The 18,077-nt window shown below is 46.3% G+C and carries 8 protein-coding genes; 2 read left to right on the forward strand and 6 right to left on the reverse strand.

Translation table 11 applies throughout. The annotated features are described in order from the left end of the window. Window positions 1–15 precede the first annotated feature (15 nt). Complete coding sequence (locus tag KUA46_RS11845) at window positions 16–3,321, reverse strand: SusC/RagA family TonB-linked outer membrane protein (protein ID WP_218486713.1); 3,306 nt, start codon at window positions 3,319–3,321, stop codon at window positions 16–18. Between the two features lie 1,157 nt (window positions 3,322–4,478). Here KUA46_RS11845 and KUA46_RS11850 point away from each other — a divergent pair. Continuing rightward, complete coding sequence (locus KUA46_RS11850; RefSeq protein ID WP_211421283.1) at window positions 4,479–5,621, forward strand: ISAs1 family transposase; 1,143 nt, start codon at window positions 4,479–4,481, stop codon at window positions 5,619–5,621. A gap of 226 nt (window positions 5,622–5,847) precedes the next feature. On the opposite strand, the gene KUA46_RS11855 is transcribed toward KUA46_RS11850, so the two are convergent. Beyond that, window positions 5,848–8,037: a glutamine synthetase III gene (locus KUA46_RS11855; RefSeq protein ID WP_218487707.1), complete on the reverse strand. Its 2,190-nt coding sequence runs from the start codon at window positions 8,035–8,037 to the stop codon at window positions 5,848–5,850. A gap of 268 nt (window positions 8,038–8,305) precedes the next feature. On the opposite strand from KUA46_RS11855, the gene KUA46_RS11860 reads away from it, so the two are divergent. Beyond that, complete coding sequence (locus KUA46_RS11860) at window positions 8,306–9,679, forward strand: ATP-binding protein (RefSeq protein ID WP_218487708.1); 1,374 nt, start codon at window positions 8,306–8,308, stop codon at window positions 9,677–9,679. Between the two features lie 219 nt (window positions 9,680–9,898). Here the strand turns inward: KUA46_RS11860 and KUA46_RS11865 are convergent, their stop codons facing one another. The 4 genes from KUA46_RS11865 to KUA46_RS11880 all read right to left on the reverse strand — a co-directional run bounded on the left by KUA46_RS11865 (window position 9,899) and on the right by KUA46_RS11880 (window position 17,968). After that, window positions 9,899–11,839 (reverse strand): alpha-L-arabinofuranosidase C-terminal domain-containing protein, encoded by a 1,941-nt coding sequence (locus KUA46_RS11865; RefSeq protein ID WP_218487709.1) that lies wholly within the window; start codon window positions 11,837–11,839, stop codon window positions 9,899–9,901. Window positions 11,840–11,994: 155 nt separating this feature from the next. Beyond that, window positions 11,995–15,264, reverse strand: coding sequence for a glycoside hydrolase family 2 TIM barrel-domain containing protein (locus KUA46_RS11870; protein WP_218487710.1), 3,270 nt, complete (start codon window positions 15,262–15,264; stop codon window positions 11,995–11,997). Window positions 15,265–15,347: 83 nt separating this feature from the next. Further along, complete coding sequence (locus tag KUA46_RS11875) at window positions 15,348–16,553, reverse strand: glycoside hydrolase family 88/105 protein (protein ID WP_254881158.1); 1,206 nt, start codon at window positions 16,551–16,553, stop codon at window positions 15,348–15,350. A gap of 140 nt (window positions 16,554–16,693) precedes the next feature. Further along, a complete protein-coding gene (locus KUA46_RS11880) occupies window positions 16,694–17,968 on the reverse strand; it encodes a DUF2264 domain-containing protein (RefSeq protein ID WP_217745484.1) in 1,275 nt (424 codons plus the stop codon). Window positions 17,969–18,077 lie beyond the last annotated feature (109 nt).

Below are 18,077 nucleotides of genomic sequence, written 5' to 3' on the forward strand. Positions count from 1 at the left end.
TCTTTTCTACAATAATTAAAGTCCAAGTTTCAATGTAAGAGTAAACTGCTTTGGCATTGGTGAAGCCACACCACCCGCATTCATAAACTCAGGATCCTGACCGTTCAGCTTCTTGTCTGCATAGAGCAGCATGAGGTTGGTAGCCTGAAGCTTCAATGAGATGTTGTTCACTGGTGATTTTTCAAACCAGCGGTGTGGGAAGTCGTATGCCAGTGAAATTTCCTTCAAGCGGATGAAGTCACCCTTGGCTGTGCGAACAGATGTATAGTTGTAAGCATTGTAGGCAGTAGCAAGCAATGTGCTGTTCTGCTCATACTCATAACGGCTCACTACACCAGGCACATTGGTAACATTCTCATCACCAGGCTGCATCCAGCGGTTCTTGAAATCGTGGGTCATAGAGGTCAAGTCGTTATACTTGGCACTGAAAGCCGGGTCAAGACGAACCACGTTTCCGAAGGCGTATGTAAGGAATACGTTCAGATGGAAACCCTTATAGTTAAAGGTGTTACCCAAAGAGCCATTGTAAACTGGGTCTGTAGAACCCTCGTAAATCAGATAGTCTGTATTGTCACGCTCCTGGAAGTTGAGGTTACCCACGGTAGCCTGGCCCTTCTCATTGATGCATACTGGATACCCCTTCTCATTGATGCCCACGAATGGGATTGAGAACAAGGCACGGGCAGGATAACCCTGCTTGGCAAAACCGTTACCCTGAACCAGGTCGATAACGCGACCCTGATTGTAGAGGTCAGTAATCTCTGTACGGTTGTGAGAATAAATCAGACTGGTCTGCCAGCTGAAATCCTGGGTCTTGATATTGGTAGAAGAGATACTCAACTCCTCACCCCATGACTTCATGGAACCTACATTGGCATAAGCGGTGCCATAGAGCTGGGTAACAGTAGGAGCAATCTCATCGAAGTTGCGACGCTGATATACATCGAAGGTCACATTCAGACGGTTGTTGAAGAAACCTGCATCCACACCGAAGTTGAACTCGTGCTTCTTCTCGTAAGTAAGCTCATCATTACCGAGTGCTGCTACCACAAATCCCAACTCCTTGTCGGTAGTTGTAGGACGGTAAGGGGTATTCATAGAGAGCTTGGTAAGTGCATTGCAGTAAGCTGCATCAGGAGGAGTACCAGTCAAACTGTAAGACACACGGAAGGTGAGGCTTGACAATGGCTTGAGTTTAGGGAAGAAGCTCTCCTCGTGTACGTTCCATGCACCTGACAGGTTCCATGTAGGCATCCAACGTGCCTTGGTGGTACGACCCATCTGGTTAGAACCTTCATAGCGGAATGTTCCGTTCACTACATACTTTCCGTTGAAAGAATAGGTAGCATTGGCATAGAATGCTGCACTGCGTGAATCGGTGTTGCGCAAGCTGTAATAGTTTGAGTTCTCCTGGTCCAACTTCTTAAAATAGAGATACTCGAAGTAAGCGGTCTCACCACGGTAGTTCATACCCCAGCCGTTAAACCAGCTGCGGTTACGGCTGATGCTGGTAGTTTCGAGACCACCAAAGAGGTTGACGATGTGCTTCTGCGCAAAAGTATGGTTGTAGTTGACTGTGGCACGGAAGTCATAGTCCAACATACGGTTCTCTGTACGCTGATAGATACCACCCTGCTTCAATACTGATACTGGCAAGGCATAGAGGTCGTCCTTATCAGTGAAGAGCAGCTTGTTGGCATCACGGATCAGTGCGTTGTCCATGGCGCGATAAGCCAAAGCCTGGTTGGAATCTTCCAGAATGTTGTGCTCCTGTGAAGAAGTGCTATACTTGATGGCACCCAGGGTAGCGAACTCAAGATCCTTGAATGGCTTCCACTTCAACTCCAACTGGAACTTGGCATCAGCCACGTTCAGGTCGATGTAGTTGCTCTCCAACTCATGCAGGATGTTGAATGCTGCATAGTTGGCATGATAATAAGTATAAGGATCGAGCGCACGTGATGTGTTCAGGGCGTAAGAATATGGGTTGATATCGAAGTCACGCTTCACCTGACCTGATACTACATCCACATCCTGTCCCAAAGTTCCTGGAGCTCTCTGCTTACGGTAAGAACCACCACCAATCAAGTTGACAGAAAGATTATCAAGAATATGATGAGTCATATTCATGCTCACGGTATAACGGTTCACCTTGCTATCCTTGTACCATCCTGGGTCAACCATAGCAGAAAGTGAAGCATAATAGTTACTCTTCTCGGTACCACCGCTCAAGCTTACAGAGTGGTTCTGCATGATGGCAGAAGAGAAAAGCTGCTTGAACCAGTTGGTATTGCGATACTCAGCCTGCTGGAGATAAGCATTCTGAGACTCCTGATTGTTGGCAAGTCCGAACATACCAGAAGTACTGTTGTAGGTATTGATGAGCTCATACATCTTTCCATATACACCATAGTCGCTACCATTGAGAATATCTGAAAGATTGAGCCATCCCTTATCCCTCAACTCCTTGTAGATGGCCATCTGGTCCTGAGAGTTGAGAATATCAAAATTGCCATAAGATGGAATCAGACGGGTGGTAAACTCACCGGTATAGTTCAGATGAGCCTGTCCCTGCTTACCCTTCTTGGTAGTAACGACGATGACACCTGCCATCGCACGCGCACCATAAATAGAGGTAGCAGAACCATCCTTCAGAATCTGGAAACTCTCGATATCATCAGAGTTCAAGCCTGCGATGGCAGAAGAGATCAGGGTCTCCGGGTCACCGGAAGCCAAATCATCTGCGCTCACATCGGATACATCCTCCATAATAACGCCATCCACTACCCAAAGAGGTTTTGAAGAACCATAGATAGATGTTGCACCACGCACACGAATCTTTGGAGCAGAACCAAAGGTACCACTCACGTTCTGCACAGACACACCGGCAGCACGGCCTTCCAAAGAACGGCTGATGTCGGCAACACCATTCAATTTTGCTTCCTCGGCATTTACACGGTCGGTAGCACCGGTAAATAAGCGTCGGTCTGTTTTCTGTAAACCAGTAACAACTACCTCCTGCAACTGCGCTTCTGGATGAAGCACCACCTTCATGTGGGCAGAGGCAAGCACTGTCTGACTTTTCATTCCCACGTAACTAAACACGAGTTTAGTTCCATTAGGAACGTTCAATTTAAAGTTACCGTCAATATCTGTGACTGTACCCTTAGTGGCTGCCCCCCCAGAAATTAAAACAGAGGCACCAATAATCGGTTCGTTGTCATCCGCAGATATTACGGTTCCAGATACGTCAATCTGGGCAAACGCTGCTCCGATGCTCATCAAGAGACAAACAAAGAAGAGCGAGAGTCTTTTTTCCATAATTTCTCGTCTTATTTTAAATTATTTTATAATAATGTGATATCGGCTGCAAAATTACAACAAAAATATGAAATATTATCTTTTTTTGCATAAAATCTGCAAAAAAATTCTATTTTTCCTATTTTTTGTAAGATAAATCGAGAAATTAACAAAAAATAGATAGCACAAAGCCACAACAGGGCTACAAAGTATCATCTTGTCATTATACATTCGTCAAAAGCAAAAAGTATGCCTTCCGACCGCAATAAACTGCTGACAGATTACATTCCTATCGTTCTGCAATCTGAAAAAACTTATATTGTAAAAGTGCCGACTATAATGATGAGGTAACATCAGGTTCTTCCGTGATTTTTTCTTTAGCTTTACATCGCTGAGATTTCCATATTTTCAACTGACTCCAATTTATTCATGAATATTGCAAACACGACAATGAATAGCAATATACTGTAAATCAACGCGTTACATATTTACACTTTTAGAATAACGAATAGAAATTCTATAGTCGTACGACTAAGAACCCTATAGTTGTACAACTATAGCTCTATGGTTGTACAACTATAGCATGTATAGTCGTACAACTGTAGCTTTATAGTCGTACAACTATAGAATCTTATTTTGCTGAAAGTGATAAAAAAGGGGCAACACGCATGTTGAAATCCATCTTCTCACTGCTAGATTACCCCAAACCAAGGAAGCTAATTATGGATATAAATATTTACATTGCCACATAGCAAGGAAACAAACTTCCCCACGTTCTTTATATTACTTATAACCAACTTTACCATATTCACGGAATCTAAAAGGGTGTGTCATAAGATAATTATTCACCCTCTTCTTGTTGTTGGAAGAGATAGGATAAGTTGTTGGGAGAGATAGGATATGTTGTTGAGGTAGTCAGTATCTCCGGTCGCACAACAGCTGTTGTGCGCTTGCATAACAGCTGATATACGCATGCACAACAGCTGTTGTGCATGCGGTAATCAACTGTTATGCGCCAACTATTATCTAGACTTACAGGGTAAACGCATCAAACTTTTTACCTTTTAACATATAGATATTAATGTTGTATCTTATTGAATATTAACTATTTATATTTGCTTGTACCAAAAATATTTTGTATCTTTGTAAAGAATAATTAAACACTTAAAAGTTACAAAATGAGCATAATTAAGTTATCTAAACAAATTCCAGACCCAAGAGTCACAGGACGAACTGTTCATAAAATGGAACATATTATCTATATTACCATAGCAGCAGTACTGGCTGGATGTCAAACATGGGATGATATTGCTGAGTTTGGAAGAACTAAGAAGGAGTTCTTCAAATCTCGTTTGGTAGGTTTGGAGCACATTCCAAGCCATGACACCTTCAATCGTTTCTTCTCTATATTTGACCCAAAGGGCTTTGAACAAATTTTTCGCGATTGGGTCAAGGAAATTGTTGGTGAGGTCAAAGGCATAGTAGCCATTGACGGCAAGTTAATGCGTGGCTCCAGCAAATGCGATTCAGAGCACACATTGGGCAAAGATGATTTTCGCATGTGGATTGTGTCGGCATGGTCTTCTGATAACAATATCTCTCTGGCTCAAGAGAAGGTGGGCGACAAGACTAACGAAATCACCGTTGTACCAAAGTTGCTTAGCGCAATAGACTTAAAAGACACCATTGTAACGATTGATGCCATGGGATGCCAAACCTCTATAACCAAGAAAATAAGAGAGGGAAACGGAGATTATATTATTGCATTGAAGAAAAATCAAAAGACAAGCTATGATTTTGCAAAGGATATCATAGCCGAATACACTGATCGTGACTATCAGGGTATAGTTTCAAAGCATACTTCCTTTGACAGAGGGCATGGCAGATTAGAAGAAAGGAAATGTATAGTGGTGAGTTATGGCAGCACTACTCAAAAAATGTTCAAGAACAAATTTGAAGGGCTAAAATCTATTGTTGGCATTCTGTCACGAAGAACTATCGTTTCAACAGGTGAAACTTCCGAGGAAAACAGGTACTACGTAACTTCCCTAGGAAATGAAAGGCCTGAGGGAATCGCCAATGCAATAAGAAAGCACTGGGGAATAGAGAATAATTTGCACTGGCAATTAGACTTTACCTTTAGAGAAGACGAAAGTAGAAAGGTGAAAAATGCAGCAAGGAACTTCTCTACTATTACTAAGATTGCTTTGTCCATCCTTAAAAAGGATAAAACGATCAAGGGAAGTCTCAACTTAAAAAGAATGAAAGCTGGCTGGGACGAAAATTACCTGTCAAAACTTTTGGAGGCGAACGCATTTTGATGCGTCCGCCCTGTCTAGACTTATGACACACCCTCTTTTAATTAGGCAAAGTGTTAAATCTTGGGAAAACGGATAAAAAGCACGAAGATAGACAGATATTTAGCCAACTTTTTTAACGCTGATAAGAAAGCGTTGATGTTGACTGGAGCAAGGTGATAAAAAAAGAGTGCACTGTAACAAACAATGCACTCTTTTTTTATTATCTTAATTCCTTATCCAGGAAATATTATCTGATAAACAGCAGTTCACGATACTTTGGCAATGTCCAAAGTTCATCGGCTACGAGAAGCTCGAGCTTGTCTATCTGATAACGGATTTCCTCCATCTTTGGAGCTACCGTGTCGTGATATGCTACTGCCTTCTCGCGCTCACTCTCTATCTTGTTGGCTACCTTGCGGGCATCTACCAATGCCTCTACACCACGCTCTATTGACTCGGTGCGCTCGGCTATCTCACGGATAATCTTCACGTTGCGGGCTGTCAGTTTCTTACCTTCCTCGCCACCGAAGATGTGAATCATGCCCTCTACATTCTTTGCCAGACGGCTCTGATAGTGGGTAGCCACAGGGATGATATGGTTCATGCTCAGGTCGCCCATCACACGAGCCTCAATCTGAATCTTCTTGGTATAGGTCTCCCACTTCACCTCGTTGCGCGCCTTCAACTCGCTCTCGCTCATCACGTTGGTCTTGGCAAACATCTCGATGCTCTCCTTGTCCAGGTAACGGTCGAAGACTACCGGGCAGGATGCCTCGCAGTCCAAGCCACGCTTCTGAGCCTCTTCCTTCCACTCATCTGAATAGCCGTTGCCATCGAAGCGGATTGGCTTGCAGGTCTTGATATCCTCGCGTACAATATCTATAATAGCCGATGTCTGGTCCTCGCCCATTGCTATCAAGGCATCTACACGAGCCTTGAAGTCTTCGAGAGCCTCAGCTACGGCAGCATTCAGTACGATGAGAGATGACGCACAGTTGGCCTCTGAACCTACGGCACGGAACTCGAAACGGTTTCCGGTGAAGGCGAATGGAGAGGTGCGGTTGCGGTCGGTGTTATCGATCATCAGCTCCGGAATCTCAGGGATATCCAGCTCCATACCCTTCTTGCCAGCCAGGGCGAAGAGTTCTTCCTTGTCTGCCTTTTCGATATGGTCGAGCAGGTCGGTGAGCTGCTTGCCGAGGAATGAAGAGATGATGGCTGGTGGTGCCTCGTTGGCTCCCAAACGGTGCGCATTGGTAGCGCTCATGATAGACGCCTTCAGCAGTCCGTTGTGCTTGTATACACCCATCAGGGTCTCTACGATGAAGACTACGAAGCGGAGATTGTCCTCCGGTGTCTTGCCTGCTGCATGGAGCAGTACGCCGGTATCGGTGCAGAGACTCCAGTTGTTGTGCTTGCCCGAACCATTCACACCAGCGAATGGCTTCTCGTGAAGGAGTACACGGAAACCGTGCTTGTGAGCCACACGCTTCATCAGACTCATCAGGAGCATATTATGGTCTACGGCAAGATTGCACTCCTCATAGATAGGTGCCAGCTCAAACTGGTTTGGTGCCACCTCGTTATGACGGGTCTTGCAAGGGATGCCGAGTTCGAGCGCCTGGATTTCAAGATCCTTCATGAAAGCCTGCACGCGCTCAGGGATTGTTCCGAAATAGTGGTCGTCCATCTGCTGGTTTTTCGCAGAGTCGTGTCCCATCAGGGTACGGCCCGTAAGCATCAGGTCAGGGCGAGCCGAATAGAGACTCTCATCTACCAGGAAGTACTCCTGCTCCCATCCGAGATTGGTCTGCACCTTCTTCACCTGAGGGTAAAAATAGTGGCACACCTCGGTAGCCGCCTCACTCAGCGTATGGAGCGAGCGGAGCAATGGAGCCTTGTAGTCCAAAGCCTCACCGGTATAAGAAATAAAGATGGTAGGGATACAGAGGGTATCGTCGATGATGAACACAGGCGATGTAGGATCCCATGCAGAATAGCCACGAGCCTCGAAGGTGTTGCGGATACCGCCGTTAGGGAATGAGCTGGCATCAGGTTCCTGCTGGACAAGCAATTTGCCAGAGAATTCCTCAATCATACCACCCTTTCCGTCATGCTCCACGAAGGCATCATGCTTCTCGGCAGTACCTTCTGTCAATGGCTGGAACCAGTGAGTATAATGTGTTACCCCGTTTTCCTCAGCCCAGAGCTTCATGCCGGCAGCCACGGCATCAGCGATGGAACGGTCCAGACGAGTACCGTTATCTATCACATCGATGAGTTTCTCATACACATCAGATGGCAGATACTTGTACATCTTCTGGCGGTTGAATACATACTTGGCGAAGTACTCCGAAGGGCGCACCTTGGGAGCCTCTACCTCTACAGGTCTTTTCTTAAAGGCCTCGGCTACAACCTCAAATCTCAAATTAGCCATTCTTTCTTTTATTATTAATTATAAGTTTGCGGGTGCAAAGTTACGAAAAAATGAGCAAATTGCTAGCGTTTGAGCGTATTTTTTATGCAAAATTCAAACTTTTCTTATTCTTAGCCTGCAAAAGATAAGACAATTCACGCATATTATTTCTCGGATTTGAGTATTTTATCGCCGATTATTTCTCGGATTTGAGTATTTTAACGCGATTTATTTCTCGGATTTGAGTATTTTCGCTATATTTGCACCTGTTATTCAAACAGTTACGATTATGGCAGAATATATACATAGAAACATAGACTCAGAACTCATCGCCTGGAAGGAAGATTCCATGCGGAAACCCTTGCTGCTTCGTGGTGCACGTCAGGTTGGTAAGTCATCAGCAGTTAAAAACTTGGGAAAGCAATTCGAGTATTTCGCCGAGGTAAACTTCGAACGTAACAAGGCTATCAAAACCTTCTTTCAGGGGGATATTGACGTACGATTGATTGCTAAAAAAATCAGTAGCTATATCAATGTCCCTATAGAAGCAGGTAAGACGCTCCTCTTTCTCGACGAAATCCAGGAATGCCCTGAAGCCATCATGGCACTACGCTTCTTCAAGGAAGATTATCCTGAACTGCATGTCATAGCCGCAGGATCACTTCTGGAATTTACGCTTCAGGAACTCCCTACTTTTGGAGTAGGAAGGATTCACTCGCTCTTCATGTATCCGATGACTTTCGATGAATTCCTGTATGCCAATCACGAAGAAGGACTCATCCTTCTCCGTAATGAAGCGTACGGAAACCAGTCTTTAGTTCAAGCCTTCCATGATAAACTCGTGGAATACTTCCGCACCTACCTGCTTGTTGGAGGCATGCCGGAATCTGTTCTGGCATGGACCAAGACACACGATTTCAACCGATGCAGAAACATCCAGGAAGACATCATTCTGACATACGAAGATGATTTCAGCAAGTATAAAAAGAGAGTCAACCCAGATTTACTGCGCACAACGATGCGTGGCATCTGTCATCAGGCAGGAGAGAAACTGACATACAAGCAAATATCAGCAGATTATCAGAGTTCACAAATCAGAGAAGCCATCCGCCTGTTGACACTTGCAGGAATCGTTACTCCTGTGGTCGCTACCTCGGGCAATGGTATTCCGCTGGATGCGGAAGCTGACGAGAAAAGCATGAAGGTCCTCTTTCTGGACCCAGGATTACTGTTAGCCGTGCTTCAACTGGAAGGCGACCTGTCTCAGCAGCTCATAGAACTTATTTTAGCCGGCACTCCTCAGGAACTTGTCAATAAGGGAGGCGTAACAGAAATGGTTGCCGGACTCGAGATGATGCGTTACAAACCATGCATCCAGCGCCAGAAGATGTTTTATTGGGAGAAGAAGGGGAAGAGTGTTGCCGAGATAGACTATCTGGAAATCCACAACATGAAGATTACCCCTATCGAAATCAAATCGGGCACTCAGGGCGGCATGAAGAGTCTCTGGCTATTCATGAGAGAGAAAAAGCTCACCGAAGCATTCCGTTGTTCCTTAGAGAATTTTGGATCATTTGATTACATTGACAAGCAGGACGATGATGCCATAAGGCATGTCACCATACTGCCTCTCTATGCATTATCCCTATTGAGAAGCCGTTAATAGTCTGCTAACAAGCAGGATTAGGAATAAAAGTGCCTTTTTCCTACATGGCGACGTAATCTTTCCTACGTCCTGACACAGAAACTCCTGCGTCGCCATGTAATTTCAAGGGCATTAGAAGAGAAAAAATCCCTTGCAACCACTAGAGTCGCAAGGGATTCACATTATCCACTTATCTATTTGTACCTTAAGGATTTATTGAAGACTGGAGGTCGGCAATTAGAAACGGTATACAACAAAGCTGTTTGGCTTCATCTTCACGTTCAATACATTGCCCTGAACCTGTGCATCTGATACTACAGGAACAACCACGTTTTTATTGTCTATCTTGTTTTCTGCCTGAATATCGTCGGCATGGAGAACGGTTACCTTACCTGGGTTCAACTTCTTGATACCATTAAAGGTTACGTTGATTTCCTTTGCCTCGTTAGAGGTGTTGGCAATCTTTACGATGTAACTCTTGGTAGCCTTATCGAAGCAAGCGGTGGCATAGAGACCCTTCTCGCCTGCTACAGCCTTGCCGTTCTCGGTAAGTTTCAACACATTGGTACCCTTGTTCTCGCCGTAGAGCTGTTGAACATAGTAGTTGGCAGAACGGACAGAGCTGAGGTTATCGAACCAGATGAGGTCCGGACGCCACTGCCATCCCTCTACATGAGCGAAGAGAGGTGCATAGGTAGCCTGATAAACCACATCAGCATTACGCTCCAAACCGGTCATGAAAGCTGCCTCAGAAAGGGCTGCCTCCCAAGAGTTTGGATCATTCTCGGCATGAGCAGCATACTCGCCGGCAAAGACCTTAGGACCCTTGCGGTCGTACTTGTCGTAACGGCTGGCATTGCTGCGGAACCATTCCGGACTCTTGTAGTAGTGCTCATCCACCATGTCTACGCCCAACTTGCGCATCTGCTTCCAACCGTAGTCGAAGTCCTTGCCATCAGCAGATGGACCAGATGAACCGCAGATTTTGATCTTTGGATACTTGGCATGAATCTGCTCCATAAACTTCTGCAGACGCTCAGGATACATAGGACCCCACTGCTCGTTACCGATACCAATCTGCTTCAGATTGAATGGTGCTGGATGACCCATATCGGCACGGAGCTTACCCCACTTAGAGGTAACAGGACCATTGGCAAACTCGATGAGGTCGAGTGCATCGTCGATATAGCTCTGGAGATCCTTGACTGCTACATGTGCATTAGAATCCTTATCATCGTTCTGATACTGACAAGCCAGACCTACAGAGAGAATAGGCAATGGCTCAGCACCAATCTTCTCTGAAAGGAGGAAATACTCATAGAAGCCCAAGCCCAATGACTGATAGTAGTTAGGGAAAAGGCGATGTGGGAAGGTATCTCTCCAGCGGTTCTCGTTCAGAGGACGGTTCTCTGGAGCACCCACAGAGTTCTTCCACTCATAACGGGTATCGAGGTCGGTTCCCTCTACGATACATCCGCCAGGGAAACGGAAGATGCCTGGCTTCAAGTCAGCCAAATCCTGTACGAGGTCGGCACGGAGACCATTCCAGTTGTCCTCAGGGAAGAGAGAGATATGGTCGAGGTCTACGCTCTCAGAACCCTTCTCCAGATAAACACGCATCAAACCCTTGGCATCGGTCTGAGGAGAAGTAAGGGTAGCAGTAAGCTTCTGCCATTTATTATTGGTGATGTTGATGACCTGCTTGGCAATCACATCATTCTTTGAATTGACGAGTTCTACGCGAATCTTGCCCTGCTTGCCATCGATGAGATGAAGACGACCATATACGGTGAAATCGTACTTCATATCCTTCTTCAAGCCCATGCCGAAGAAGCCACGGTTCTCAAGACCAGTCTGCTTCTCACGTGCACCTGCGCTCTCAAGTGTTACATAATGAGGATTGCGGTCGAAGGCAGGTTTTACGTCGCTGAGGGTTACATTTCCGAATGTATTCCATCCCATCAGGCGCTGTGGGAATTCGAAGGAACGGTTCTCTACCATCTCTGCATAAAGACCACCATCGGCACCGAAGTTGATATCCTCGAAGAAGATACCATACATGGTAGGCTGGATTTCTGCTCCAGGCTTGTTGACCTGAACAGTAAACTGATGCTGTGCGAAAGCTCCGAGTGAAGACATCGCCAGCAATGCTGCTGCGAAAAATTTTGCTTTTCTCATATTGTTCGTTATTTTTATTTTTTAGGTCTGTACTTACACCTTATTAAATATAGGTGGTGCAGTAAATCTTCTGCAAAGATAAAAAAATCCACCCCGAATGAGGTGGATTTTCTGTTTAAATATATTGGATTTTCGTATAAATCCCTGCTTTTCTACTATTTATCTAATGGAATGAGCACGAAAGTGAAGTTCTTATCGCCATAATGGAGGCGATATTTCTCCAATGGCCATGCACCCCAAGAGTTCTCACCAGCCACACCAGAATGCTCTGCATCGAGGAAGAGATTGGTGAATTTTGACTTCTTCAGATTGAAACTGTGGCGCTGATCCTTGTCATCACCATCATCCAGTTCTTCGGTATCGAAGTGGATGGCGGAAGCATAGAACGGCTTGCAGCTCTTCACCTTGAATCCGAAGCCGGAAGCATCGGTCTGGTTCCACCAGCGCATATCGCCCTTGGTTCCACTCTCCTGTGGACGGATGTATGGGAAGTACTGGTTGTCGGCATCATCGCTGTAGATTCCGATGCGCATGCAGTCCTCACGGTCTGAATAGTTCTCGATAGGACCACGGCCGTAATACTGGCTCTTGTCCATATCGTATGGCAACTGCATCAGCATACCGAAACGGAACAGATCGCTGACCTTGGCATCATCAAAAGCATCAAACTCCTGGCTTACCTTCATCGCACCGGTGTTAGGCATGATGAGATAATCGATTTCCAGCTCACCCTTCACCTCTGGCATCTCATAGGTTGCACAGATGCTGATGGTGTTTGCCTTCTTATCCTTTTCAACAGCTACACCCTTCAGGTTCATGACAGGGTTCTTCCAAACCTGGAACTTCTTCTGCAGGCCTGCACCGAAATCATTATCAGTAGGAGCACGCCAGAAGTTTGGCTTCAGGGTACCGCCCTCGCCGAGGAGCGACTTGCCACGATAGGTATATTCAGAGATGAGACCGGTGGTACGGTTCACCTTGACAGTCAGATCAGGAGTTGTAACGGTGATATCCTGCTCGCCCTTCTTATCGATGAGCTTAGCCTTCACCTTCTTGCCGTCCTGAGCCTTAGCCATGTTGTCTGCACAATGACCGCAGCACTTCTTCTCCTTCACTGCCAGCTGGGCATAAGCCACAATCTGACCAGCCTCCATCAGAGGTTCAGCCTTCTTCAGACGGAAATCGATGTTGAGGAACACCTCCTTGCCCTTTACCTTAGAAAGGTCGTAAGGGATGGTGAAGTTCTTGGTCTGCTGGGCAGCCACTTCGATATCAGCGATGGTACCGTTCTGAGTCTCCACGCCATCCTCAATGAGGCTCCATGCCAAGGCATAGTTGCTCAAATTGCGGAAGAAGTTCTCATTGTATACACTTACTTCGCCCTTCTCTGCATTCACCATCTTAGCCCAGATGTTCTGATACTGGTAGGCTACCTCGTAGGCATGAGGATTGAGCTGACGGTCAGGACCGATGATACCATTGCAGTTGAAGTTGTTGTCGCTAGGGTCGTAATTGTTATAATCGCCACCGTAGCAATATTCTATTTTGCGGAGCTCTTCATTGCTCATCTTCTCAGGATTCTTGATGGTCATCGGCTTCAATACCTTGCGGTGCAAGCCCTGGTCAACGAAATCCCAGTCGAAACCACCCTGAAGGATAGGATACTTGCGAATCAGATTCCAGTAATCCTTCAGGTTACCGCCTGAGTTACCCATGGTATGGTTGTACTCGCACTGGATGAGCGGCATCGGACTGTTAGGGTCCTTCGCATACTTTTCACAAGCACTTACAGGATAGTACATAGGGCAGAAGATATCGGTACCCTCGCCTCTGTGAGCCTGCTCATACTGAACCGGACGGCTCTGGTCCTGGCTCTTGATCCACTTGTAAGCCTGCAGGAAGTTATCGCCCATCACTGTCTCATTACCCATACTCCAGGTTACGACACTAGGATGATTGAAGTACATGGAAACATTGTGCTGGTTGCGCTCCATAATCTGCTTGGCAAACATCGGTTTCTTGGCAGCAGCATCATCGCCATACTGGAAACCGTGACTCTCCTGGTTAGCCTCAGCTACCACATAGATACCATACTCATCGCAGAGTTCGTACCAGCGTGGATCATCAGGATAGTGACAAGTACGGACAGCGTTGATATTCAGGCGCTTCATAATCTTGATATCCTGAATCATGCGCTCCATGCTCAATACATAACCTCCGTCAGGGTCCATCTCATGACGGTTGGCACCCTTGATGAGCACAGGCTGACCGTTGACAAGGAATTGCTTGTTCTTGATTTCCACCTTGCGGAAACCTACCTTGACAGGAGTCATGCTTGCTGATTTCATGTTGCCATTCTTCAGCGCGCTTGAGAGGGAAACCTGCAGTGTATATAAATAAGGTGTCTCGGCACTCCACTTCTGAGGATTAGCTACGTTCATCGTAATGTTGGCTGTTCCATTCTTTGCCAATCCTGTAGCTGTAGCCACCTGCTTGCCCTCTTTGTCGAAGAGGATGAAGTTCAGCTTGCCTGTTCCCTTTACCTTGGTAGAGATGTTGAGCACACCATCCTTGTAGTTGTTTACAAGGTCAGGAGTAATACGGATATCCTCCAGCTGCAACTTGGCATCGCGGGCAAAGAGATAGCTCTCACGAGCCACACCACTCAAGCGCCAAAAGTCCTGATCCTCATCCCAGGAACCATCACACCAGCGGAAGGTCTGGAAGGCAATCAGATTCTTGCCCTTCTTCAGATAAGGAGTGATGTCAAACTCGGCAGCTACCTTGCTATCCTCTGCATAACCGGCAAACTTGCCGTTTACATAGAGATAGATGTTGGAAGTTACGCTACCGAAATGGACTACAACCTGCTTGCCATCCCAGTTGGCAGGAATGTCGATGATACGGCGGTAAGAACCTACATGGTTATCCTTGGTAGGAACTGCTGGTGGCTGCTGGTCGAAATGGCCGCGCCAGCCGAAGCCTACGTTCACATACTCCGGATCACCGAATCCGTTCATCTCCCAGTTGCCTGGAACATTCATGGTCTTCCATTTGGAGTCATCCAGATCTTCCTTGTAGAAGTCAGTAGGACGCTGGTCGGCATTAGCCACCCAGTTGAACTTCCAGGTTCCGTCGAGCGAAAGGAAATACTTGCTTTCCGTCTTGTTCATGTGCAGGATATCCTTGCTCACGATCTTACCGTCTTTCTCAGAAACCCAGTCATCTGCCGGATAGGTGAAGAAATTGGTGTGCAACGGAAAACGATTGATGGCATTCACCTGAAGGTCGTGCCATTCTGTGTAAGTTGGCTGCTGGATGGTCGTCTTATTCAACGACTTAATGGCTGCCTTCGGTTTGGTTGCACCGAAGGTTGCCATAGCCAATCCTGCCAAACTTAATGTAACGAACAGTCTCTGTTTCATGTTTGTCAGTTATTAATATATCAGATTGAATTTACACCTTATTATATATAGGGCTATTCTATACCTTATTATATATAGGCATCTTACTTGATGGCAAGATACTTATCATATTCGCAGGCTGTAAGAAGCACAGCGCCTACACCGAAGTTTGCCTGAGAGTTGGCATCTACGGTCTGTCCTGGGATGGCTCTTTCGCCGATAGGCTGAACATAACCCACCTTGCCATCTGCCTGAACGGCTGTCTCTGTGAGATAAGTCCAGGCACGGTCGATGACCTTCTTGTACTCCTTCTTGCTGAGATAACCATTGTTTACTCCCCAAAGCATACCATAGGTAAAGAAGGCTGTACCACTGGTCTCAGGACCTGGAGCGTGCTCTGGGTCCATCATCGAACGGGTCCAGTAACCTTCCGGCTGCTGGATTTCAGCTACCGCCTTAGCCAGTTTCTGGAATTTATCTACGAAGAACTGATATTGCTTGTAGTCCTTAGGCATATCCTGGAGCACCTTAGCCAAACCTGCGAGAACCCAGCCATCACCACGAGCCCAGAAGTCTTTCTTTCCGTTGGCACTCTTGTGCTTTGGATAGATGTACTTGCCGTCACGGAAGTAGAGGTTGGTCTCCTTGTCGAGCATAATCTCATCGGTGGTGAGGAGATTATCGTAAAGCTTATCGAGATACTTGGTATCGCCGGTCAACTTATACATCTTGGTCATCACAGGCATCACCATATAGAGAGCATCGCTCCACCACCAGTAGTCTGTTGGCTCTGAGTAAGCTTCAAAATGCATTACTTCCTTGGCACGCTTCACCATATATTCTGATGCAGCGGCATTTCCCTTGGCTGCCTCGATGTTATAGAGGTCGATGTAAGTCTGGAAGCAGATTTGCCAGTCGCCGAAGAGAACGTGATCCTTACCCTCGCCGTATGGTTTGTACTTCCACTTGGCTGGGTTTGCCTCCGTAGCACCGGTCCAGTCGTTGTGTTCAGCCCAGCGGATGGTATAGTCGAGCATCTTCTGGTCCTTGAGCATCTTATATACCTCCATGTTTCCGGTATGATAAGCGGCATTATCCCAGAAGGCACGAACCTCAGGCTTGTTGTTAGCCTGCCAGTAGTTATTCACTTTGGTGATGAGTTCCACCACCTGTTCATGATCCCATTTTTTGGAAGCCTTCACTTCCTTCTTATTCTGTTTCTTGACCTTAGCGGTCTTCTTGGCTGGCTGTGCTGCATTCAAAGGCAAAGCCAAGGCTGCAGCTGCCAACATCATCATTATCCTATTCATTGTTTTTAATGTTGAGTGTTGAGTGTTGAATGTTGAGTGTTGAATGTTGAGTGTTCTGTGCTTGATGTTTTATTTAACGCTATACTTTGAGCAAGCAAGTCAACATTCAACACTCAACATTCAACATTCAAATGAAAAAATTACCACTTGTCCTTGGTAACGATATCGTCCTTCCACTGGTAATCCTTAGGGAACTGCTGGTTGTTCCATGCCTTCACCTGAGTCCAAGGCTGTGCTGCATCGGTCCAGAAAGGATGGTCGGCAGGCAAACCGAGAGGCATAAAGGCGAGGGTTGTCATATAGAGCGAGCCGTTATTGGTGTACCAGTCGGCAACGTTCTTCTGACTGTTTCCACAGAAACCGATAGAGAGATAACCCTTCTCGTTGAAGTTGTTCTCCTTATCGAACATGCGATGGAGCACCTTGGTAAGCGCTGCACGCACCTGACCGTTGCTCAAATCACTAGGCAACGTCTGATACCATGCCATCAGAGCCAGCGGCTGCATCGTAGCCATACGGTAAGGAATACTTCTTCCGAAAGCTGGGAAGGTTCCCTCTGGAGAGATGAATCTTTCGAGAATGATGCTGTACTTCTGGCAGCGTCTCAACTCTCTATCGTAGTATTTCTGATAGTCGAGACGGGAATTCACCTTGGCATCTACCATCGCCTGGAGAGTTTCCAGATACATTGGATGGAACACATAGCTGCTGTAGTAATCGAAGGCGAACGAAGGACCATCAGCATACCACCCATCACCCACATACCACTCCTCTACCTTGCGGCAGGCAGAATTGACGCGATATTCATCGAAATCGCCACCCGCCTTCGCCATGAAGCTCTCGATGGTTGAAGAGAAGAGCAACCAGTTGGTATAAGGAGGGTCGATGTGGCGGAGCTTGGCAAACTCTGCGAGATAACGCTTCTTGGTCACCTCGTCGAGAGGCTTCCAGAGGGTATCGTAGGCACGGAGGAAACTCTCAGCGATATAGGCTGCATCTACCAGGTTCTGACCACCGATACCCCAGCAGAGATAGTCAGGACTCTGAGGGTCTACGGCATTCTTATAGGAAGCCAATGCCCATTCACGCAGCTGCTTGCGCTGCTTGCCTTCGGCAGTAGCATCATCAGGAAGGGTGAGCCATGGAGCCACACCTGCCATCAGTCTGCCGAAGCACTCCATATAGAGCACCTTCTTGTTACGGTTGTCGAAGCTAGGACTGAACTCAGTCTGCATGTTCTTCTGCAACTCGCCCTTAGCCATGTTTTCCAGCACAGGCTGCGCCATCTTGTAGGCAAGCGAGCACCAATATTGGCGGTCGCTCTGCTGTATAGTCTTTTTCTTGGCAGAAATTCCCATGAAAGGAACCAGCGCCAAGACGAGAGTCATCATGATATTTCTATATATATAATTCATAGATAGTTGTGAGTTTGATATTGTTTGTTATTTTTGATATTTTGAATGCAAGTTGTAAGTTACTGATTACTTCAGCTAAGCAACTGCAAAGATATGTATAATTAATTAG

Origin of the sequence: Segatella copri (assembly GCF_019249765.2) — a bacterium.
Classification (GTDB): Bacteria; Bacteroidota; Bacteroidia; order Bacteroidales; family Bacteroidaceae; genus Prevotella; species Prevotella copri_K.

Excerpts from the sequence above, each read along its gene's own strand:
- KUA46_RS11850 (WP_211421283.1), top strand. The coding sequence starts at position 4,479 with ATGAGCATAATTAAGTTATCTAAACAAATTCCAGACCCAAGAGTCACA.
- KUA46_RS11880 (WP_217745484.1), bottom strand. The coding sequence starts at position 17,968 with ATGAATTATATATATAGAAATATCATGATGACTCTCGTCTTGGCGCTG.
- KUA46_RS11875 (WP_254881158.1), bottom strand. The coding sequence starts at position 16,553 with ATGAATAGGATAATGATGATGTTGGCAGCTGCAGCCTTGGCTTTGCCT.
- KUA46_RS11860 (WP_218487708.1), top strand. The coding sequence starts at position 8,306 with ATGGCAGAATATATACATAGAAACATAGACTCAGAACTCATCGCCTGG.
- KUA46_RS11865 (WP_218487709.1), bottom strand. The coding sequence starts at position 11,839 with ATGAGAAAAGCAAAATTTTTCGCAGCAGCATTGCTGGCGATGTCTTCA.
- KUA46_RS11845 (WP_218486713.1), bottom strand. The coding sequence starts at position 3,321 with ATGGAAAAAAGACTCTCGCTCTTCTTTGTTTGTCTCTTGATGAGCATC.
- KUA46_RS11870 (WP_218487710.1), bottom strand. The coding sequence starts at position 15,264 with ATGAAACAGAGACTGTTCGTTACATTAAGTTTGGCAGGATTGGCTATG.
- KUA46_RS11855 (WP_218487707.1), bottom strand. The coding sequence starts at position 8,037 with ATGGCTAATTTGAGATTTGAGGTTGTAGCCGAGGCCTTTAAGAAAAGA.